The organism is Solimonas sp. SE-A11 (assembly GCF_030345715.1).
Taxonomy (GTDB): domain Bacteria; phylum Pseudomonadota; class Gammaproteobacteria; order Nevskiales; family Nevskiaceae; genus Solimonas_A.
Genome location: NZ_JAUASX010000004.1, coordinates 242,661 through 263,422 on the forward strand (window position 1 = coordinate 242,661; position 20,762 = coordinate 263,422).

Genomic DNA, 20,762 nt, shown 5'->3' on the forward strand with positions numbered 1-20,762 from the left:
GGTCTCACGCGAGACGGCGGTGCGACAGCACGGGGAAATCCTGGCGCAGTTTCGCCTGCGCCGCGCGGTCGGGGCGTGCCAGCACCACGCCAGCACCTTCGGCCTGGCAGGCCAGCACCTCGCCCCAGGGTCCGACGATCATGCTGTGGCCCCAGGTGCGGCGACCGCCGGCATGTTCGCCCCACTGGTTGGACGCCACGACGACGCACTGGTTCTCGATGGCACGGGCACGGAGCAAGGTTTCCCAGTGCGCCTCCCCGGTTTTCGCCGTGAAAGCCGAGGGCACGCAGAGGATTTCGGCCCCGTCGGCCGCCAGGCGGCGGTACAGCTCGGGAAAGCGCAGGTCGTAGCAGACCGACAGGCCAACCCCGCCACCGGCCGTCTGCGCCACTACCGTGTCGGGCTCGCCCGGGCGGATGCTGTTGGACTCGCGGTAGCTCTCTCCGCCGGGCACTTCCACGTCGAACAGGTGGATCTTGTCGTAGCGCGTCGACAGGCTGCCGTTCGCGGCATAGACCGGGCTGGCCGCCAGCACGCGGTTCGGGTCCTGCGGCACCGCCTGCGGAATGGTGCCGGCCACCACCCACAACCCCAGCTCGCGCGAGATCGCGGACAGGAAGCCGTGGATCGGCCCCTCCCCCGGCGCCTCGGCGTGTGCCAGCTTGTCGCGCTCTCGCGCACCCATGAAGGCGAAGTTCTCCGGCAGCACCGCCAGCCAGGCGCCCTGGCGCGCGGCCTCGCGCAGCAGCTGGCCGGCTGTCTCCAGGTTGTCCGGCAGGCGGTCGGAGCTGTTCATCTGGATCGCTGCGATGGCCGGATTCATGTGGATCTCCGCTTCAGTTTCCGCGCTCCACGCGCGGGTTGTCCCAGCCGCCGGTCACACGGTAGCTGAGCTGGGTGACCTGGTCGATCGGCTTGTCCAGCACCTGCTGCGCCAGCAGCACCAGCGCGCCCACCGCAGGGCCACCAAGCAGGGCCGCGCCCAGGGTCACGCCGGAAGATACATCGGGATAGACCTTCACGGCCTGGTCGAAATCGCGAGCCACCAGGCCGATGCGTCCGCGCATTTCCATGCGTAGCGACGTGCTGCTGATCTCCATGTCGCTGGTGCGGGCCTGGCCCTCGCCGAGCTGGAAGCTGCCGCTGAGCTTGTCGAAGCCCAGGCCCGAGCTCACCACATCGCGGAAATCCAGCATCAGGCGGCGCGGAATCGCGTAGAGGTTGAGCAGGCCCAGCACGCGGCCGGCACCGGGCTCCACCGCCTTGAGCGCGCCGTTCTCCACGTCCATGCGGATGCGGCCGCTGGCCTGCTGCCAATCGAGCCGTGGCGCGGCGTTCCAGCTGAGTTCGCCGCTGAAGCGGCTGGACTTGGCCGTGAGCGTGGGATTGTAGCCCAGCGACTGCAGTACCGCGGCGGCGTCGGAGCTGCCGAGCTCGAACTTGAGCCCGGCGCTGGAGCCGGCGGCGTTGCGCTGCCAGGCACCGGTCGCCGTGAGGTCGAGCTTGCCGCCGCTGATCGACAGCGAATCCAGACGCTGGCCATCGACAATGCGCGAGCTGCGCAGTTGCAGGTGGCCCAGTTCCTGGTCCGCCGCCATCAGGTGCTGGACGTCGACATCGAGCAGCGGCCACTGGCGCGGATCACGTGCCGGAGCCGCCTCGCTCGTCGCTGCAACCAGAGGCTGCGGTCGTGTCTGCACGCCCAAGCGCTTGAGACGCCCGGTCAGCGCGCCAGCGCCGGCGCGGGCATAGCGCAACTCGCCTTCGGCGGCATCGCCGCTGAGATCGGCGCGCCAGCCCTCCGCCGAGGGACTCCAGCGCAGGCGCATGCCGCCCAGGAGGAAGTCGTCGAACATCCAGCGCTTGGCGGACAGGTCCACTTCACGCAGGGTCAGGCCATCAGGGGTCGCAGAGGCGTTGCCGGGTGCACTGGAGGGGAAGAGGATCGCCGCCCACGGACCGGCATCGAGTTCCGGCAGGTCACCGGTCACCACCATGCCGCGCCCGTCCGCCGCCGGCGGCATGCCGCCGCCCAGCTTGAGCTGCGCGGCGCGCGGCTTCAGCGCCTGTCCTTCGCGGGCATAGGCGATGTCCGCGCCCAGGCGCTGGCCATAATCCAGGCGAATGCGCATCGGTGCCGTGTCGGCCCCGAAGCTGAGACGGATCGGCGAACTCTCCGCTGCCGCCTTGCCCAGCGGCGCCGGCAGTTGCACCGCCGTGCCGCGCAGGTCGCTGGTCAGCACCAGGGCCGCATCGGTCGCATCCAGCGGCAGTTCCGCGCGCCAGCGCGATTCGCCGGACAGCCGGCCGCGCACCAGGTCCGGAATGTAGTCGCTGACGCCGCCCGAAGGCTTGGGCGCGAACGGGAATTCCACCACCACCACACCCGCGGTCTTGGCGCGCCGCTCGATATGCGCATCCAGCACCAGCTCGCCCAGGCGCGCGTCGAGCTGCTGCGACTCCACGCCATGGCCGGTGAAACTCAACTCGCCGCGGATATCGTCGACCGGATAGTCCAGGCCTTCATAGAACAGTTGCACGCCATCGAGGCCGACGGTACCAGCCACTTCGGTAGCATCGACATGGTGCAGCGGGATATCCAGGCTCACGGCCACGCGCGCCGGTCCGGAGGCACGGGTGTGGTTGACCAAGCCGGCCAGCGGCTTGCGCAGCGGCGAGTTGCGCAGGAAGTCATAGAAGCGCGCCGTCTCGCCGGCCACCTCGCCGTCGATATGCAGCAGGCTGTCGTGGAAGTCCGCGATCCTGGCACGCATGCTGCCGATACGGTTGCCGGACACGCGGCCCTTGTCGCCCTCGATCGTCAGGCCATTGCCACGGAAGGCCAGGCGCGCGTCGATGTCCTGGATCATCGGCCAGTCGGGCGCGAAGGCCAGGTCGGCACCGCTGACGTCCAGGTCCAGCTTCCACTCGCCGGCACGGCCCTTGTCGAACGGGAAGTCCGACAGTGCGCCGCGGATCGCCAGGTCGCCGCGCGGCACTCGCCCCTGGCGGATTGCCTGCTGCAACCAGTCGCGCAGGTGCTCACCCCAGTGCATCGGCATGAAGGGTTTGAGCGCCACCGCGTTGTCGGCACTGAAGCGTGCCGCCAGGTCGATCACCGGCGAGGCGCCCTCCGCGTCCGGCAGCTGCAGATCCAGGCGGCCGCTGCCTTTGCTGCCGGCAATGCGCCATGCAAAATCCGGCGCGCGCAGGTTCCAGCCCGCCGCGGCGCGCTGCCACTGCAGCTCGGCGGATAGGGCATCGAAAGCCAGCGGTGCCTTGAACTCGCGCGGCAGGCGCAGCTCCAGCGGCACCTCGGCCAGCTTCAGGCGGCCGGCGACCTCGGTGGCGCTGAACTGGCCGCTGAGGCGGCGCAGCCCCAGGGCCGGATCGCCGGTTAGGGCGATCTCGCGGAAATCCGACTTCAGCGAATAATGCAGCCCGTCCTCTGCCTGGCGCAGGCGCAGCACCAGGCCATCCAGCTCGCCGCTGAGACCGGCGGCGCGGCGCAGCCCCGGAGAGGCATCGCGCAGGTAGGCCAGCCAGGGTGTGAAGCGTCCGAGCTGCAGGTCGTCGATGTCGGCGTCCAGCTCATAGCTCTGCTGCTCCAACGGGCGATAGCGCAGGTGGCCGCGCAGCATGGGCTGTTCATCCTGCTCCAGCCGGTCGATATCCAGCCGCCAGCCACGATCCTCGGCCGTGACGGTCACCTGTGCGTCCAGCTCCTTGCCTTGCCAGGCGCGCCCGGCGCGTGCCACCACGAAGGCATCGCTCTCGGCGCGCAGTTGCATCTTCCGCAGGCGCCCCTGCCCCAGCTCGCCCCTGGCGCGCAGGTCCAGGTCCGTGGCCTGCACCTGGGCACCGGGCAGCAGCCAGTTCCTGACCCAGGCCTGGGGCGCCATGCGCCGCAGCTCGGCGCTGAAGTCACCGCTCCAGCTGCGCGGATCAGCCACATCGCCGTCGATGCTCGCCGCCAGTTCCACGCGCTCACCGTAGATCGGCGGCAGGCGGATGTCCGCCTCGGCGTCGAAGCCAGAGCGCGTACGATCGATCTCGCCAGCCACCAGCGTGAATTCCGCCGGGCTGCGGCCCAGGCCGGCATGCGTAAAACGCACCTCGCAGTTGCTCAGGCGCACACGCTGGAAGCGGCGCAGTTCCTTGATCAGCCGGTCGTTCTTCGGGAAAGCCTCCCCGCCCAGGGCATCGAAGCCGGCGACGCTGAGCTGCCCTTCCTCATCAACGTCTGCGGCGATGCTCAGGCCATTGAGTTCGATGCGTGTCGGCATCAGCTCACCCAGCAGCAGGCGCGTGCTGGAGAAACCCAGGCTGACGCGGTCGGCGGTCAGTGCCTCGCTGCCGTCCTCGTCGTAGAGCGTGATGTCGGTGAGATCCAGCCGCGGGTAGACGCCACGCCAGACCAAGTTGATCCCGCCAATGTCCACCGGGCGGTCGGCCACGCGGGTGACCCAGCTGGCGATCTCCTCGCGGTAGCTGGGCAGCGCCAGTACCGCCAGCTGGAACACGCCGCTGACGGCCGCGGCGAAGATCACCGTGCCGGCGAACAGGGTCACGGCCCAGGTCCAGTAGCGGCGCCTTACCCGTTCCATCAGGAGACTGCGTCAGACATGAAGGATGGGGGAGTACCGCGGGAGGCCGGAGGGTTGTGATTTTTCATACACAAAGCGCCGGTATACAACCAAAAAGAAACTCCTGCGCGTGCATATTGTAGAGCATGCAAGGCGCAGCAAACGACGGAAAAACAGCTTCTTGCCGCCGCTCGTCCGAGGGCGGAAGCCCTCCGGACGAGCGGCCTGTGGTGCTTATAACGGCACGACGTCGAAACTCTCCTGGCCATAGGTCGATTCGGCCTGGAGACGAATGGGACGGTTGAGACTGGCCTCAAGTTCCGCCAGCCCCAGGGACTCCTCGCCGATCAGGCGCTGGATCACGTCCGTGGCCGCCAGCACCAGGAAGCCCTTGGCCTCGAACTGCCGGGCCGCACGCTGCACCTCGCGGGCGATCTCGTGGCAGACCGTCTCCACCGTCTTGACCGTACCCCTGCCCTCGCAGGTCGGGCAGGGCTCGCAGAGGATGTGGCCCAGCGAGTCGCGCGTGCGCTTGCGCGTCATCTCCACCAGACCCAGCGGCGAGAACGGGTAGACCTGGGTGCGGGCGTGGTCGCCCGCCAGGGCGCGCTCCAGGGCACGCAGCACCTGCGCCCGGTGGTCGTCGGACTTCATGTCGATGAAGTCCAGGATGATGATGCCGCCGAGGTTGCGCAGCCGCAGTTGCCGCGCGATGGCCTGCGCCGCCTCGAGGTTGGTCTTCAGGACCGTCTCCTCCAGGTTGCGGTGGCCGGTGTAGGCGCCGGTGTTGACGTCGACCGTGGTCATCGCCTCGGTCTGGTCGATAAAGATGTGCCCGCCGGACTTCAGTTCCACGCGCCGATCCAGCGCGCGGCTGATGTCGTCCTCGGCACCGTAGAGATCGAAGATCGGCGCGGCGCCCTGGTACAGCTCGATCTTGGGCGCCGCATGCGGCACGAAGATCTGCGCAAACTGCTGCACGCGATGGAACTCGCCCATGTTGTCGATGCGGATGCGCTCGACGTCGGTGCCCATCAGGTCGCGCAGGATGCGCATCGACAGCGGCAGGTCGCCGTGCACCATGGTGCCCGGTTTGGCAGTCAGCGACAGCTCGCTGATCGACGTCCACAGGCGCAGCAGGAATCGCAGGTCGTTGGCCAGCGCCTCGGGCTCGGCATTCTCCGCCGCAGTGCGGGCGATCACGCCGAAGTTCGGCGCCAGCTCCTGCTGCACCTGCTCCAGGATGCCCTTGAGCCGCAGTCGCTCGGCCTCGGTCTCGATGCGTGCCGACACGCCGACGTTGCGCTCGTGCGGCAACAGCACCAGGTAGCGTGACGGCACGGAAAGCAGCTTGGTGAGACGCGCGCCCTTGCTGCCGATGGGATCCTTGACGATCTGCACCAGCACCTGCTGGCCCTCGTGGACCAGTTGCGTGATCGGCGGCAGCTCCGGCGCGTGCCCACTGCCGTTGGACGAAGGCACCATGTCCGCCACGTGCAGGAAGGCGGTCCGCTCCAGGCCGATCTCGACGAAGGCCGCCTGCATGCCGGGCAGCACGCGCTGCACCACGCCCTTGTAGATGTTGCCAGTGAGGCCGTGGCGCGAAGCGCGCTGCACGTGCACCTCCTGCGTCGCACCGCCCTCCACCAGGGCCACGCGGGTCTCCTGCGGCCCGATGTTGACCAGGATCTCGGTGCTCACGTCGTCGCCCCGACGCCGAAGGCGCCCAGCAGTTCCACCGTCTCGTACAGCGGCAGGCCCACCACGCCGCTGTAGCTGCCTTGGATCTCGCGTACGAACTGCGCGCCCAGGCCCTGGATGCCATAGCCGCCAGCCTTGTCCGCCGGCTCGCCGCTGTCCCAGTAGGCCGCCGCGGCGGCCGGCGTCACCGTGCCGAAGCGCACCCGCGTCACCGACAGCCGCGTCTCGATACGGTCACCCTGGACCAGGGCCACGGCCGAGTAGACCTCGTGCTCGCGGTCGGCCAGCGCCCCTAGCAGTTCCAGCGCGTGGGCACGGTCGCGCGGCTTGCCCAGGATGCGGCCGTCGAGCACCACGTCGGTATCGGCACCCAGCACCGGCAGGGGCCGCGGTGCCAGCGCCTGCGCGGCCAGGGCCTTCTCGCGGGCCATGCGCAGCGCGTAGTCGGCAGGAGCCTCGGCGGAACCGGGCTCCTCGGCAATGTCGGCGGGCAATACCTCGAAATCGAGGTCGAGCTGCCGCAGCAGTTCCTGGCGCCGGGGTGAACGGGAGGCAAGATAAAAGTCGGTCATGGGCGGATTCTGCCCGGCCTGCCGGGGAAAATCTCCCGCCTTTGTGACGAGGAAAGCCGTGCGCCTTGCCTGGAAGCCCCAGGCGTGGTGACCAGGGACGGCGATCAGGCCCGGTGATAGGGGTGGTTCGACAGCAGCGTCCAGGCCCGGTAGAGCTGCTCGGCCACCATCACGCGCACCATGCCGTGCGGCAGCGTCAGGCGCGACAACGACCAGCGTCGGTCGGCGCGCTGCAGCACCTCCGGCGCATGGCCGTCGGGGCCGCCGATCAGCAGGCAGGTATCGCGGCCGGAGGCCATCCAGCGCTTCAGTTCGCCGGACCACTCCTTGCTGCCCAGGGATTCGCCATGCTCGTCCAGCGCAATGATCGCGCAGTCGCGCGGCACGGCCTTGAGGATCTTCTCGCCCTCGGCCTGCTTGAGGCGGGCGATATCGGCATTCTTGCCACGTTCCGCCACCGGGATCTCCACCAGCTGCACGCGACATTCGCGCGGCATGCGGCCGGTGTAGTCCTCGTAGGCGGTCTCCACCCAGCCCGGCATGCGCGTGCCGACGGCAATCAGGTGGATTTTCACCCGATGCTACTTCTTCTTCGCCGCAGCCTTCTTCACCACCGGCTTCTTCGCGACGGATTTGCCGGCAGCCGGCTTCCTGGCCGGAGCCTTGGCGGCCGGCTTCTTGGCCACGGCCTTCTTCGCCGAAGCCTTGGCCGCGGTCTTCTTGGCTGCAGATTTCTTGGCGGCCTTGGGTTTACTCTCGGCCTTGGGCTTGGCCGCGGCCTTCTTCTTCGGCCTCTCTTCTTCCGGCTCTTCCGGCGGGGCGATGTCCCAGAGCTTTTCCAGCTGGTAGTGGATGCGGGCCTGGGCCTGCATCACGTGCACCACCACGCTGCCGAGGTCCACCAGCACCCACTCGCTGCCGTCCGCGCCCTCGGTGCCCAGCGGGCGGAACCCCGCCTCGCGCGCCGTATCGGCCACATTGTCAGCCAGGGATTTCACGTGGCGGGTGGACGTACCGGTGCAGATGATCATCCAGTCCGTCACCGTGGTGAGGTGCGCGACATCGAGCATCTTGATGTCGCTGCCCTTGAGGTCTTCGAGGGCGTTCTTGGCGATCAGCGCCAACTTAGTGGGTTTTGGCATCGTCATCCTGTGTCAGCGCCGCGGTATCGGCGGCGGTCAGCGAATTGAGTATGGCATCGGGCACCAGGCCGCGCACCGACTGGCCCAGCTTGAGCAGGCGGCGGATGCGCGTGGAGGAAATATCCAGCACCGGCACGTCCAGGCGCATCCAGCGTCCGGCCGGCCCCTGCCGCAACACCGTCGGATCGGAGGTCTCGCGGCCCGCCAGCACGGCGGCGGCTTCCGACGGCGGCTCCAGGCGCGTGTCGGCGCGAGCGATCACCACCAGATGCGCCAGTTCCAGCAACTGCGGCCAGCGGTTCCAGCAATGCAGGTGGGCGAAGGCATCCGCGCCCATCAGCAGCACCAGCGGCGTCTCGGGGAATTCGGCGCGCAATGCGGCCAGCGTATCCACGGTGTAGGACACGCCACCGCGGCGGATCTCGCAATCGTCGGCCACCAGGCCCGGCTCGCGGCGGATGCCGAGCTTGAGCCACTCCAGGCGTCGCTGCGGCGATACCTTGGAAGCCGAGCGGTGCGCCGGCAGTGCCGTGGGCACCAGGCGTACCTGGCCCAGTTCCAGGCGCTCGCGCGCCTCGATGGCCAAGCGCAGATGCCCGTGGTGGAACGGCGCGAAGGCGCCGCCGAAGATGCCGATGGGACCTTTCAGGCGAGTGTTCCTGTCTTCATAGGGTCGTGGCCATAGCTAACCCCTCTCCCCACCACCGACTCCGTCGGTGGTCCTCCCCTCTCCCGCAAGGGGCGAGGGGCAGAAGAGTCGCTGCGCGACAGGCTCATCTGACACTGCCATCACCCAGCACCACCCACTTCAGCGAGGTCAGGCCTTCCAGGCCCACCGGTCCGCGTGCGTGGAACTTGTCGGTGCTGATGCCGATCTCCGCGCCCAAGCCGTACTCGTAGCCATCGGCAAAGCGGGTCGAGGCATTGACCATCACCGAGGCGGAGTCCACTTCACGCAGGAAGCGGCGCACCTTGCTGTAGTTCTCGGTGACGATCGAGTCCGTGTGGTGCGAGCCGTAGGTCTCGATATGGTCGATGGCCTGGTCCAGGCCGTCGACCACGCGCACCGACAGGATCGGCGCCAGGTACTCGGTGCGCCAGTCCTCCTCGGTCGCCGGGCGGGCGTCCGTCAGGATGCGGCGGGTGCGCTCGCAGCCGCGGATCTCCACGCCGGCCTCGGCGTAGATCTGGCCCAGGGTCGGCAGCACGCGCTCGGCCACTGGCGCATCGACCAGCAGCGTCTCCATGGTGTTGCAGGTGCCGTAGCGCTGCGTCTTGGCGTTGACCGCCACCGCCACCGCCTTCTCCAGGTCGGCGTCGGCGTCGATGTAGACGTGGCAGATGCCATCCAGGTGCTTGATCACCGGCACGCGCGCGGCCTCGGCCACGGCCGCGACCAGGCCCTTGCCGCCACGCGGGATGATGACGTCGATGAACTCCGGCATCGCCACCATCTCGGTGACGGTGCGGCGATCGGTGATGTCCAGCACCTGCACCGCGTCACGCGGCAGGCCGGTGTCGGTCAGCGCACGCTCGATGCAGCGGGCGATCGCCAGGTTGGAGTGCAGCGCCTCGGAGCCGCCGCGCAGGATCGCGGCATTGCCCGACTTCAGGCACAGCACGGCGGCGTCGGCCGTCACGTTGGGGCGCGACTCGTAGATGATGCCGACCACGCCCAGCGGCGCGCGCATGCGGCCCACCTGGATACCGGAGGGGCGCAGCTTCAGGTCGCTGAGCTCGCCCACCGGGTCCGGCAGGGCGGCGACCTGGCGCACGCCGTCGGCCATGGCGGCGATGCGGTCGGGGTTCAGTTCGAGGCGGTCCAGCAGCGCGTCATCCAGCTTGCGCGAGCGGCCGTCGCGCATGTCGATGGCGTTGGCGTCGAGGATGGCCTTGGACTCGGCGATCAGGATTTCGGCCAGCGCGAACAGGCAGGCATTCTTGGCGCCGGTGTCGGCACGCGCCAGCGCACGGCTGGCAGCCCGTGCTTTGACGCCCTTTTCGCGCATGTAAGCGGCAATATCGTCGGCTTTAGCCGCTTTTGCCTTGGTATTGGTGGTGGGACTCATACGACTTCAGTTTTCCGGGCACCGCTGATGTTGAGCACCAATGTTAGCAAGTCTTCCCAGGCCGCTGCTTCCTGGCCGGTCTTGACCCCCTGGTCGATGCGGGCACAGAGGCGCAGCCACTCCATGATCTCGCCGGGCCGGCTGCGCGGCAGAGCCTTCAGGTAGGGCTCCATGCGCGCCTTCTGGATGCCGGCGTCGTAGCAGGCCGCATTGGCGTCACGGCTGCGGGCAAAGGCCAGCGAGGCCTTGGACAGCTGGCGCAGGCTCCAGACCAGTGCACCCAGGATCTCCAGGGCGGCCACCCCTTCCTCGCGCAGGCGTTCCAGGCTGCGCACCGCGCCGGCACCGTCGCCGGCCAGCGCACGGGCGTTGAGGTCGAAGGCCTCGTAGCGAGCGCTGTCGGCCACCGCCTGCTCCAGTTGCTCCAGCCCGATGGCCTGGCCCGGGAACAGCAGTTTGAGCTTCTCCAGGTCCTGCGCCGCCGCCAGTAGGTTGCCCTCGGTGCGCTCCACCAGCAGCTTCATGGCATCGGCGTCGATCTGCAGCTTGGCGGCCTTGGCGCGAGCCGCCAGCCAGCCCGGAAACTCCGCCGGCTTCATCGGCTCGAAGTAGAGCGTCGCGCCGGCATTCTCCAGGGCCTGGTACCAGCCGCCCTGGCGCGAGCGCCACTCGATGGGGCCGGACTGCAGGATGAACAGCGTGTCGCGCGACAGCTGCGGGATCAGTTGCTGCAGCATCTTGCTGCCCTCCACGCCCGGCGCGCCGGTCGGCAGGTTCAGCTCGATGATGCGCTGGGTGGCGAACAGCGACATGCTGGCGCAGGAATCGGCCAGCTGCTGCCAGTTGAATCCGCGTTCGACATCCAGCACCTCGCGCTCCGAGAACCCCGCCTTGCGGGCCGCGGCGCGGATCGCGTCCAGCGACTCCTGCATCAGCAGCGGCTCCTCGCCCGCGACGACGTACAGGGGCGCCAGCCCCTGGGCGAGATGCGCGGACAGCTGGTTGAGGGTGAGACGCAAGGCGGCGGACCGGTTGGAAAAGGGATCGGCCATTCTACCCGGCCGGCGCCGTTCGGCGGCGTGAACGAAAAATGGCGGCGGACCGTCTAAAATCAACGCATGAGCCGCGACTACACCCCCGCCGACCGCCTGCTGAACCGCCTGGGCCAGGGCCTGGCCCTGCTGGCGCCCAAGCCGGCGCACCGCGCCAACCCCGCCGACCGCCTGCCGGAAGCCGAGTTGGCCGAACCCCAGCGACAGCACACCGCCGGGCTGATGCGCATCAACCATGCCGGCGAGATCGCCGCCCAGGCCCTGTACCACGGCCAGGCCTTCGTCGCCCGCGACGGCAAGGTCCGCGACCACCTGCTGGCCGCCGCGCACGAGGAGCAGGACCATCTGCAGTGGTGCGAGGAACGCCTGCGCGAACTGGGCTCCGGCCCCAGCAAGCTGCAGCCGCTGTGGTATGCCGGCTCCTTTGCCATCGGCGCCGCCGCCGGCCTGGCCGGCGACCGCTGGAGCCTGGGTTTCGTGGAGGAAACCGAGAAACAGGTCTCCGAGCACCTGGACGAGCACCTGCGCGAACTGCCGGACGCCGACCAGCGCAGCCGCGCCATCCTCAAGACCATGCGAGACGACGAGGCCCGCCACGCCAGCGAGGCCCAGGAAGCCGGCGCCCGACCCCTGCCCTACCCGGTGCGCGAACTGATGCGGCGCGTGGCAGGCGTGATGAAGAAGGGCGCGTACAAGTTCTGAGTGCTCACCCCATGTAGCAGCGGCCGTTGGCCGCGAGCGAGGGTGGCCATGATGACCGGCTTCGAGGCCAACGGCCGCTCCTACAAGAGCCATTGCATCAACGTAAAAGGCGGCCCGGAGGCCGCCTTTTACGTGTCCCGCGCCCGACTTCAGCGTTGGATGTTCTTGCCGTAGAAGATTTCCATGATCTCGTGGTTGACGCGTTCGCGGATGCGGCGCGCTTCCTTGGGCGGCAGCTCGGAGGCGCCCTCACCGAACAGGTACGTGTCGAGGTCCAGTTCCTTCAGGCGCATCTTGGTGTGGAAGATGTATTCCTGGTACACGTTGACGTCGACCATCTGGTATTTGTCGCCCAGGTCCGGCGCGATGAAGTTCTGGATGGAGTCCACCTGGTGGTCGATGAAGTGCTTCATGCCGCGCACGTTGCGGGTGAAGCCGCGCACGCGATAGTCCATCACCACGATGTCGGACTCGAAGGACTTGATCAGGTAGTTCAGGGCCTTCAGCGGCGAGATCTTGCCGCAGGTCGACACGTCGATGTCGGCGCGGAAGGTCGAGATGCCGTTGTCCGGATGGGTCTCCGGGTAGGTGTGGACGGTGATGTGCGACTTGTCCAGGTGCGCCACCACGGAGTCCTTCTTGCCCTTGTCCTTCTTGCCCGGGGTCGGCAGGCCGTCCAGGTGACCCTCGGAGATCAGCATGGTCACCGAGGCGCCCTGCGGGTCGTAATCCTGGCGTGCCACGTTGAGGACGTTGGCGCCGATGATGTTGGCGACCTCCGTCAGGATGTCGGTGAGGCGCTCGGCGTTATAGGCCTCGTCGATGTACTCGATGTATTCCTGCTGGTGCTCGCGCGAACGGGCGTAGCAGATGTCGTAGATGTTGAACGACAGCGACTTGGTCAGGTTGTTGAAACCCAGCAGCTTAAGCTTCGGGTTGTTGGTGGGTTTGGTTTTAGCCTTGGCCAAGGAGGTGTCCTCAGGAATACAAAAACGGACCCCCGCGGGGTCGCCGCAGGGGTAGTAACGCGTAATTTTATCACCGATTCCGCGTCAGTTTCGCGACAACCGGTGCCAGCGGCTCATTCGGCCGCGCGGATCTCGTAGTCGTAGGTCACGCTAACCCCGCCCTTCTTGAGCATGATGGAGGCCGAGCAATACTTCTCGGCGGACAGCTCCACGGCCCTTTTGACGTGATTTTCGGCCAGATTCCGGCCCGTCACCACGAAATGCAGGTGAATATCGGTGAAAACCTTGGGATCGGTCTCGGCCCGCTTGCTGTCCAGCTCGCACCAGACATCGGTCACGGTCTGGCGTGCCTTCTGCAGGATGTAGAGCACGTCCACCGCCGAGCAGGCGCCGACACCCATCAGCAGCAGCTCCATCGGCCGCGGGCCCAGGTTGCGGCCACCGATGTCCGGCGGACCGTCGATGACGATGGCGTGGCCGCTGCCGCTTTCGGCGATGAACGTGGCCTTTTCGGCCCACTTGATGCGTGCTTTCACAGGGCTCCCGAGCGCTTGTCTGACGGTAAGATACGGATCATTGTGGTATTTTCGCTCAAATCAAGCCGCGAAGTACCTTTTTTGGGAGAGGGAGTTTCCGATGCTGGACAAGCCGGCCGTGCAGGCCTTCGTGGCGCAGGCCCATAAGAAAAGCTATCCGCCGAAACACACGCTGATCCACGCCGGGGATGATCCCCAGTCCCTGTTCTACATCCTGGAAGGCTCCGTCAGCATTCTGCTGGAGGACGAGGATGGCAGGGAGATCGTGCTGGCCTACCTGAACCCCGGCGACTTCTTCGGCGAGATGTGCCTGTTTCCGGAGCAGCAGACCCGCACGGCCATCGTCCGCACTCGTAGCCCGACGCTGGTGGCGGAGATCGGCTACCAGGCTTTCCGCGGCTTCGTACGACAGTATCCAGAGATCATGTTCGAGGTCGCCGGCCAGCTGTCGGCGCGCCTGCGTGACACCAGCCGCCGCCTCGGCGACCTGGCCTTCCTCGACGTGGCCGGCCGTCTGGCCCATGCCCTGCTGGACCTGTCGAAGAAGCCGGACGCCCTGCCCAATCCCCGCGGCGTGCTGGTCAAGGTCAGCCGCCAGGAACTGGCGCGCATCGTCGGCTGCTCGCGTGAAATGGCCGGCCGCGTGCTCAAGAAGCTGGAGGAGGACGGCATGGTCGCCTCCCAGGGCCGCAGCATCCTGGTGCTGGGCATCAAGAAGCCCTGAGCCGCGGCAAGCCTCAACGAAAAGAGCCGGCGCGAGCCGGCTCTTTTCGTTTCAAGCCACCAGTTTCGCCAGCGCCTGGCCGGGGCTCGGCTGGCGCATCAGGGACTCGCCGATCAGGAAGCGGTGCACGTCGGCGTCGCGCATGCGCTTCACGTCGTCCGGCACGGCGATGCCGCTTTCGGTCACCACCTCGCAGTCCTTGGGCAGGCGCGGCAACAGGTCCAGCGTCGTGTCCAGGCTGGTCTCGAAGGTCCGCAGGTTGCGGTTGTTGATGCCCAGCAGCAGTGGCCCCGCCAGCTGCGCAGACAGCACCTGGTCCAGCTCCATGCCGTCGTGGATCTCCACCAGCACGTCCATGCCCAGCGACTGCGCCAGGCCATAGAGCTCGCGCAACTGCCCCACCGACAGGCAGGCCGCGATCAGCAGCACGCAATCCGCACCGATGGCGCGCGCCTCGATCACCTGCAGCGGGTCCACCAGGAAATCCTTGCGGATCGCCGGCAGCGCCACCGCCTTGCGGGCCGCCACCAGGTAATCATTGTGGCCCTGGAAGAAGCGCTCGTCGGTCAGCACCGACAGGCAGGCTGCGCCATGGGCGGCGTACTCGCCGGCGATCCAGGCCGGGTCGAATTCGGCGCGGATCACGCCCTTGCTGGGCGAAGCCTTCTTGATCTCGGCGATCACGCCGGGGCGGCCCGCAGCCACTGCGGAGCGCAGTGAGGCCTGGAAGCCGCGCACGCGGTCGGCGGCACCCGCCAGCTCTTCCAGCGTGGACAGGGAGTACTTCTGCTTCAGCGCACGGATTTCGTCGCGCTTCACTTCAACGATGCGTTCGAGAATGTCAGCCATGGTGTTTTCCTGAGCTGTAGGAGCCCGCTTGCTGGCGACAGGTCGCCAGCAAGCGGGCTCCTACAGGTTGATCATTTCCCGGAGATGCTGCGCGTCGCAGCGACGAATTCGTCCAGCTTGGCGCGCGCGGCACCGCTGCCGATGGCATGGCGGGCCTTGGCGATGCCGTCGTGGATGCTGGTCACCAGGTTGGCAGCGTAGAGGGCGGCACCGGCATTGAGCGCCACGATGTCGCGGGCCACGCCGTCGCGGTTGTCCAGCGCCTCCAGCAGGCGCGCCTTGGATTCCTGCGCATCGGCCACGCGCAGCTGCCGGGTGGAGGACATGGCCAGACCGAAGTCCTCCGGGTGGATCTCGTACTCGCGCACCTGCCCGTCCACCAGTTCACCCACCAGGGTGCCGGCGCCCAGCGTGATCTCGTCGAGGTTGTCCTTGCCCCAGACCACCAGCGCGCGCTGCACGCCGAGCTTCTGCAGGGCACGGACCTGGATGCCGACCAAGTCCGGGTGGAACACGCCCATCAGCATGTTAGGCGCGCCGGCCGGGTTGGTCAGCGGGCCCAGGATGTTGAACACCGTGCGCACGCCCATTTCCTTGCGCACCGGGCCCACGGCCTTCATCGCCGGGTGGTGGATGGGAGCGAACATGAAGCCGATGCCGCAGCGCTCGATGCAGGCGGCAACCTGCGCCGGCTGCAGCTCGATCACGGCGCCCAGGGCCTCCAGCACATCGGCCGAGCCAGACTTGGAAGACACGCTGCGGTTGCCGTGCTTGGCCACGCGCGCGCCGGCCGCCGCTGCCACGAAGATCGACGCGGTAGAGATGTTGAAGGTGTGCGCGCCATCACCGCCGGTGCCGACGATGTCGACGAAGTGCGGATGCGGGGCCACCTCCACCTTGAGCGCGAACTCGCGCATCACCTGCGCGGCGGCAGCGATCTCGCCTACCGTCTCCTTTTTTACGCGCAGGCCGGTGAGGATCGCCGCCATCATCACCGGCGAAACCTCGCCGCGCATGATCTGGCGCATCAGGTCCACCATCTCGTCCGGGAAGATCTCGCGGTGCTCGATGGTGCGCTGGAGTGCTTCCTGCGCCGTGATGCTCACTTGTATGCCTCCAGGAAGTTCTTCAGCAACTGGTGCCCGTGCTCCGTCAGAATCGATTCCGGGTGGAACTGCACGCCCTCGATCGGCAGGGTCTTGTGCCTCAGGCCCATGATCTCGTCTCGGCTGCCGTCCGCCTTCTGCGTCCAGGCCGTGACTTCCAGCTCCTGGGGCAGCGTCGCCTCCTCCACGATCAGCGAGTGATAGCGCGTGGCCGTGTAGGGGCTGGGCAGGCCGCGGAACACGCCGGTGTCGGCGTGGTGGATCGGGCTGACCTTGCCGTGCATGACCTCGCGGGCGCGCTTCACCACGCCACCGAAGGCCTGGCCGATGGACTGGTGACCCAGGCACACGCCCAGGATCGGGAATTGCCCCTTGAGCCGGTCGATCAGGTCCAGGCAGATGCCCGCCTCGTTGGGCGTGCAGGGGCCCGGGGACAGGATGATGTGGCTGGGCTTGAGCGCCGCCACCTCGTCCACCGTGATCTGGTCGTTGCGGTGCACCGCGACCTCCGCCCCCAGTTCCCCGAAGTACTGCACGAGGTTGTAGGTAAAGGAGTCGTAGTTGTCGATCATGACGATCATGACGAGGCCTCCGCGGCGGCATTCATCATCGCGCGCGCCTTGGTCATGGTTTCAGTCCACTCCGATTCGGGCACCGAGTCGGCCACAACGCCGGCACCGGCCTGCACGTGCACCTGGCCATCCTTGATCACCGCCGTGCGGATCGCAATCGCGGTGTCCATGTTGCCGTCCCAGCCGAGGTAGCCCACGGCACCGCCGTAGATGCCACGCTTGACCGGCTCCAGCTCCTGGATGATCTCCATCGCCCGCACCTTGGGCGCTCCAGACAGCGTGCCCGCCGGGAAGGTCGCGGCCAGGGCATCCAGCGCATCCACGCCGGGTTTGAGCTGGCCGGTGACGTTGCTGACGATGTGCATGACGTGGCTGTAGCGCTCGATCACCATCTTGTCGGTCAGCTTGACGCTGCCGGTGCCGGACACGCGGCCCACATCGTTGCGGCCGAGGTCGATCAGCATCAGGTGCTCGGCGATCTCCTTCGGATCGGCCAGCAACTCCTGCTCCAGCGCGTGGTCCTCCTCGGGCGTGGCACCACGCTTGCGGGTGCCGGCGATGGGGCGCACGGTGACGCCGCCATCCTGCACGCGCACCAGTATCTCCGGGCTGGACCCCACCACGTGGTGATCGCCAAGGTCCATGCAATACATGTAGGGCGAGGGGTTCAGGCGGCGGATGGCGCGGTACAGCCGCGCCGGGTCGGCCTTGAACGGCGCCGACATGCGCTGCGAGGGCACCACCTGCATGCAGTCGCCGGCCGCGATGTACTCCTTGACGCGGTTCACCGCCGCGCAGAAGCGCTCCTCGCCGAAGCCGGAGTGGAAATCCAGCGGCCTGGCGGGGCCGCTGTGATGCGGCGCCCGCGGCAGGGCCAGCGGCTCGGCCAGCTTGCCGGCGATCTCGTCCAGCCGGCGCTCGGCACGCTCCAGGTCTTCCTTGGAGGACGGGTCGGCGTGCACCACCAGGGTCATGGTGGCGCGCAGGTTGTCGAAAACCACCACCTCTTCCGACAGCATCAGCAGGATATCGGGCGTACCCACCGGGTCCGGCTTGGGCCGGTCCAGGCGCGGCTCGAAGTAGCGCACGCAGTCGTAGCCGAAGTAGCCCACCAGGCCACCGCTGAAGCGCAGCGGCTTGTCCTGCGGCTGCGGACGCACGCGCTGCTGGTACTCGCGGACGAAGGTAATCGGGTCGGCCACCTCGGCCTCTTCCACCGGGCGGCCGTCGCGCTCCACGGTCACGTGGTGGCCGCGCACCTTCAGCACCTCGCGGCAAGGCAGGCCGATGAAGCTGTAACGGCCCCACTGGTCGCCGCCATGGACGGATTCCAGCAGGTAGGAATAGGGTTTGTGGGCAAGCTTGAGATAGACCCCGACGGCGGTGTCGAGATCGCCCGGCAGTTCGCGCGTGAGCGCGATGCGGTTGTAGTTGGCAGACATCAGACTTCCTTTTGACGCGCCCTACCGCGGGCGCGGTAGGTGTGATTATTGATTGAACTTTATAGTTTCAACTGATCAATAGTCACCAGCGCCATCGTGCCGACGGCGCCTGCGCTGCGGGATTGCGGAAGGTCTTCATGAGGTCATTCTAACCGAAGCAACTAGCCGATGGCGGCGCGCATCGCCGTAATGGTGCCGGCGTAGTCCTTGGAATTGAAAATGGCCGAGCCGGCCACGAAGGTGTCGGCGCCGGCGGCGGCGATCTCGCCGATGTTGTCCACCTTCACGCCACCGTCGATCTCCAGGCGGATCTCGCGACCGGTAGCGGCGGTATAGGCGTCGATCTTGGCGCGGGCCTGGCTGAGCTTGGTCAGGGCCGAGGGCAGGAAGGACTGCCCGCCGAAGCCCGGGTTGACCGACATCAGCAGCACCATGTCGACCTTGTCCATGACGTAGTCCAGGTAGCTCAGTGGCGTGGCCGGGTTGAATACCAGGCCGGACTTGCAGCCGGCATCTCGGATCGCCTGCAGGCTGCGGTCCACGTGCTTGGTCGCCTCCGGGTGGAAGGTCACGTAGTCGGCGCCGGCCTTGCAGAACAGCTGGGCCAGGGCGTCCACCGGCTCCACCATCAGGTGCACGTCGATCGGGGCCTTGATGCCGTACTTGCGCAGGGCCTCGCAGATCGTCGGCCCGAAGGTCAGGTTCGGCACGTAATGGTTGTCCATCACGTCGAAATGGACGATATCGGCGCCGGCCGCCAGCACGCGCTGCACGTCTTCGCCCAGGCGGGCCAGGTCGGCGGACAGGATGGAAGGCGCGATCAGGGGCGACAGCTTGCTCTTGGACATTGGCGGCACCGGGGATGGGGCGCGTATTATCCGCGAAATTTTTCCCGATAACCGCCGTCACCCATGGCCGCCCTCTACGAATCGACGATCACCAGCCTGCCCCGCATCCACGGAGGCAAGGTGCGCGACATCTTCGCCCTGGGCGACAAGCACATGCTGATCGTGACCAGCGACCGCCTGTCCGCCTTCGACGTGATCATGCCCCGCCCCATCCCGGGCAAGGGCGCCGTGCTCAATGCCGTGACCGAGTTCTGGATGCAGCGCTTCACCGCGCTGATCCCCAACCACTCCGCCCCGGAGATCAACCTCGCCGACTGGCTGACCCCGGCCGAGCTGGCCGAGTGCCAGGGCCGCGCCGTGGTGGTGAAAAAGCTCAAGGCGATCCCGGTGGAATGCGTGGCCCGCGGCTACCTGATCGGCAGCGGCTGGAAGGACTACCAGCGCACGGGCGCGGTCTGCGGCATCCCCCTGCCCGCCGGCCTGCAACTGGCGCAGCAGCTGCCCGAGCCGATCTTCACCCCGGCCGACAAGGCCCCGGCAGGCCAGCACGACGAGAACATCTCCTTCGCCGAGGTCGAGGCCAAGGTCGGCAAGGACCTGGCCGCGCAACTGCGCGACGTGACGCTCACGATCTACCGCCAGGCCTCCGAGTATGCCCTGGCGCGCGGCATCATCATCGCCGACACCAAGTTCGAGTTCGGCCTGGACGAGGACGGCCGCCTGCACCTGATCGACGAGGTTCTGACCCCGGACTCCTCGCGCTTCTGGGACGCCGAGGGCTACCGCCCCGGCATCAGCCCGCCGAGCTTCGACAAGCAGATCGTGCGCGACTACCTGGAAACCCTGGACTGGAACAAGAAAGCCCCGGGCCCGGCCCTGCCGGACGAGATCGTCGAGCGCACCGGCGCCCGCTACCGCGAGGCCCAGCGGCGGCTCACGGGCGCCTGAACGCCCATGCTATAAACCCGTCACAACCACTATTCGGGGAGTGACGGGATGACGATTGCCTTCTGGTGCGTGCTGGCTGCGGCCCTGCTGCCCTATGTCTTCGCGATGGGTGCCAAGTGGAGCCGTCGCTACGACAACGCCACGCCGCGCCGCTCGCTGGAGCAAAACGAAGGCTGGCGCCTGCGTGCCCACTGGGCCCACCTGAACAGCTTCGAGGCCTTCGCCCCGTTTGCCGCCGCGGTGATCATCTGCCACATCGTCCTCGGCCCCAACGCCACCGCCGACACCCTGGCCATGGCCTTCATCGCCCTGCGCCTGGTCTATGGCGCCTTGTACATTGCCGACAAGCCCACCGCCCGTTCGCTGACCTGGCTGGCCAGCACCGGCTGCGTCATCGGCCTGTTCGTGGTTGCCGCCTGATCACCTGGAGCTCGCCATGCAGATCAAGATCGAAATCGATGTGAAGCCCGAGGAACTGCGCCGCTTCCTGGGCCTGCCCGACGTGGCCGGCCTGCAGGACGACATCGTCGCCTTCCTGCGCGACAAGGTCGGCGCCGCCGGCGAGTTCGACGCCGCCGGCTTCGTCAAGCAGAACCTCGACAACCTGCGCAAGCGCGGCCCCTGGAAGAACATCGTGGCCCGGGTCATGCCGGGCGACGACGCCGACGACGAGGCCCCGCTGCCCCGCGCCCGCAAGACCGTACGCAAACGCACGACCGCGAAGAAGACCGCTGCCAAGAAGACCGAGGTCGGCGAGGACGAGGCAGGTCCGCGGGAGAGTGAAGTGGGGGGAGGCTAAAAACACTGCCGCCAGTCCCCTCTCCCCTTGCGGGAGAGCAACTGTCTTAAGGGGTCGCCAGTTCGGTCTGTTGGAGGAGGAGTTCGTCTCGACGCCTGGCATTGAGGATCACCAGGAGTTTGCGCATGCAGGCGACCAGGGCGACC

At 67.6% G+C, this 20,762-nt stretch carries 21 protein-coding genes; 5 read left to right on the forward strand and 16 right to left on the reverse strand.

The annotated features are described in order from the left end of the window. Positions 1 to 4 precede the first annotated feature (4 nt). From QT386_RS07480 to holA, 9 genes are all read right to left on the reverse strand, one after another. Entirely contained in the window at positions 5 to 823 is an 819-nt protein-coding gene (locus QT386_RS07480) for a carbon-nitrogen hydrolase family protein (RefSeq protein WP_289273127.1), read from the reverse strand. 13 nt (positions 824 to 836) lie between these two features. Next, on the reverse strand, positions 837 to 4,607 hold the full coding sequence (locus QT386_RS07485; protein WP_289273128.1) for a YhdP family protein: 3,771 nt from the start codon (positions 4,605 to 4,607) through the stop codon (positions 837 to 839). 213 nt (positions 4,608 to 4,820) lie between these two features. Beyond that, complete coding sequence (rng, locus tag QT386_RS07490; RefSeq protein WP_289273129.1) at positions 4,821 to 6,287, reverse strand: ribonuclease G; 1,467 nt, start codon at positions 6,285 to 6,287, stop codon at positions 4,821 to 4,823. Beyond that, entirely contained in the window at positions 6,284 to 6,859 is a 576-nt protein-coding gene (locus QT386_RS07495) for a nucleoside triphosphate pyrophosphatase (protein ID WP_289273130.1), read from the reverse strand. Before QT386_RS07495 ends, rng begins: the two co-directional genes overlap by 4 nt. A gap of 104 nt (positions 6,860 to 6,963) precedes the next feature. Continuing rightward, the gene (gene rlmH, locus QT386_RS07500) at positions 6,964 to 7,434 is read right to left on the reverse strand and encodes a 23S rRNA (pseudouridine(1915)-N(3))-methyltransferase RlmH (protein WP_289273131.1); all 471 of its coding nucleotides are present in this window, start codon (positions 7,432 to 7,434) and stop codon (positions 6,964 to 6,966) included. A gap of 6 nt (positions 7,435 to 7,440) precedes the next feature. After that, on the reverse strand, positions 7,441 to 8,001 hold the full coding sequence (rsfS, locus tag QT386_RS23390) for a ribosome silencing factor (RefSeq protein WP_367401403.1): 561 nt from the start codon (positions 7,999 to 8,001) through the stop codon (positions 7,441 to 7,443). Continuing rightward, complete coding sequence (gene nadD, locus QT386_RS07510) at positions 7,985 to 8,650, reverse strand: nicotinate-nucleotide adenylyltransferase (RefSeq protein ID WP_289273146.1); 666 nt, start codon at positions 8,648 to 8,650, stop codon at positions 7,985 to 7,987. The genes rsfS and nadD overlap by 17 nt, the downstream gene beginning before the upstream one ends. Before the next feature lie 124 nt (positions 8,651 to 8,774). Beyond that, a complete protein-coding gene (locus QT386_RS07515; protein ID WP_289273132.1) occupies positions 8,775 to 10,070 on the reverse strand; it encodes a glutamate-5-semialdehyde dehydrogenase in 1,296 nt (431 codons plus the stop codon). Then, the gene (gene holA / locus QT386_RS07520; RefSeq protein WP_289273133.1) at positions 10,067 to 11,122 is read right to left on the reverse strand and encodes a DNA polymerase III subunit delta; all 1,056 of its coding nucleotides are present in this window, start codon (positions 11,120 to 11,122) and stop codon (positions 10,067 to 10,069) included. Before holA ends, QT386_RS07515 begins: the two co-directional genes overlap by 4 nt. Positions 11,123 to 11,188: 66 nt before the next feature. Here holA and coq7 point away from each other — a divergent pair, with 66 nt between their 5' ends. Then, entirely contained in the window at positions 11,189 to 11,824 is a 636-nt protein-coding gene (gene coq7 / locus QT386_RS07525) for a 2-polyprenyl-3-methyl-6-methoxy-1,4-benzoquinone monooxygenase (protein ID WP_289273134.1), read from the forward strand. Between the two features lie 149 nt (positions 11,825 to 11,973). Here coq7 and speD read toward each other — a convergent pair whose 3' ends face one another. Further along, positions 11,974 to 12,792 carry an adenosylmethionine decarboxylase gene (gene speD, locus QT386_RS07530; RefSeq protein ID WP_289273135.1) on the reverse strand — a complete coding sequence of 273 codons (819 nt, stop codon included), beginning with the start codon at positions 12,790 to 12,792 and terminating at the stop codon, positions 11,974 to 11,976. A gap of 113 nt (positions 12,793 to 12,905) precedes the next feature. Beyond that, a complete protein-coding gene (locus tag QT386_RS07535; protein ID WP_289273136.1) occupies positions 12,906 to 13,328 on the reverse strand; it encodes an OsmC family protein in 423 nt (140 codons plus the stop codon). A 100-nt stretch (positions 13,329 to 13,428) separates the two neighbouring features. Here QT386_RS07535 and crp point away from each other — a divergent pair, with 100 nt between their 5' ends. After that, positions 13,429 to 14,052: a cAMP-activated global transcriptional regulator CRP gene (gene crp, locus QT386_RS07540; protein WP_289273137.1), complete on the forward strand. Its 624-nt coding sequence runs from the start codon at positions 13,429 to 13,431 to the stop codon at positions 14,050 to 14,052. A 51-nt stretch (positions 14,053 to 14,103) separates the two neighbouring features. Here crp and trpC read toward each other — a convergent pair whose 3' ends face one another. The 5 genes from trpC to rpe form a co-directional block, all read right to left on the reverse strand. Continuing rightward, the gene (trpC, locus tag QT386_RS07545) at positions 14,104 to 14,901 is read right to left on the reverse strand and encodes an indole-3-glycerol phosphate synthase TrpC (RefSeq protein WP_289273138.1); all 798 of its coding nucleotides are present in this window, start codon (positions 14,899 to 14,901) and stop codon (positions 14,104 to 14,106) included. 71 nt (positions 14,902 to 14,972) lie between these two features. Next, positions 14,973 to 16,007, reverse strand: a complete 1,035-nt coding sequence (trpD, locus tag QT386_RS07550) for an anthranilate phosphoribosyltransferase (RefSeq protein ID WP_289273139.1) — start codon at positions 16,005 to 16,007, stop codon at positions 14,973 to 14,975. Beyond that, the gene (locus tag QT386_RS07555) at positions 16,004 to 16,588 is read right to left on the reverse strand and encodes an aminodeoxychorismate/anthranilate synthase component II (protein WP_289273140.1); all 585 of its coding nucleotides are present in this window, start codon (positions 16,586 to 16,588) and stop codon (positions 16,004 to 16,006) included. The genes trpD and QT386_RS07555 overlap by 4 nt, the downstream gene beginning before the upstream one ends. Further along, positions 16,585 to 18,021, reverse strand: a complete 1,437-nt coding sequence (gene trpE, locus QT386_RS07560) for an anthranilate synthase component I (RefSeq protein WP_289273141.1) — start codon at positions 18,019 to 18,021, stop codon at positions 16,585 to 16,587. Before trpE ends, QT386_RS07555 begins: the two co-directional genes overlap by 4 nt. 161 nt (positions 18,022 to 18,182) lie before the next feature. After that, positions 18,183 to 18,869, reverse strand: coding sequence for a ribulose-phosphate 3-epimerase (gene rpe, locus QT386_RS07565; protein WP_367401404.1), 687 nt, complete (start codon positions 18,867 to 18,869; stop codon positions 18,183 to 18,185). 63 nt (positions 18,870 to 18,932) lie between these two features. Here rpe and QT386_RS07570 point away from each other — a divergent pair, with 63 nt between their 5' ends. From QT386_RS07570 to QT386_RS07580, 3 genes are read left to right on the forward strand one after another with little or no spacing between them, the layout of a single operon-like run. Next, entirely contained in the window at positions 18,933 to 19,817 is an 885-nt protein-coding gene (locus QT386_RS07570; protein WP_289273142.1) for a phosphoribosylaminoimidazolesuccinocarboxamide synthase, read from the forward strand. Positions 19,818 to 19,865: 48 nt separating this feature from the next. Then, a complete protein-coding gene (locus QT386_RS07575; RefSeq protein WP_289273143.1) occupies positions 19,866 to 20,237 on the forward strand; it encodes an MAPEG family protein in 372 nt (123 codons plus the stop codon). Positions 20,238 to 20,253: 16 nt separating this feature from the next. Next, positions 20,254 to 20,616 (forward strand): hypothetical protein, encoded by a 363-nt coding sequence (locus QT386_RS07580; protein WP_289273144.1) that lies wholly within the window; start codon positions 20,254 to 20,256, stop codon positions 20,614 to 20,616. Positions 20,617 to 20,762 lie beyond the last annotated feature (146 nt).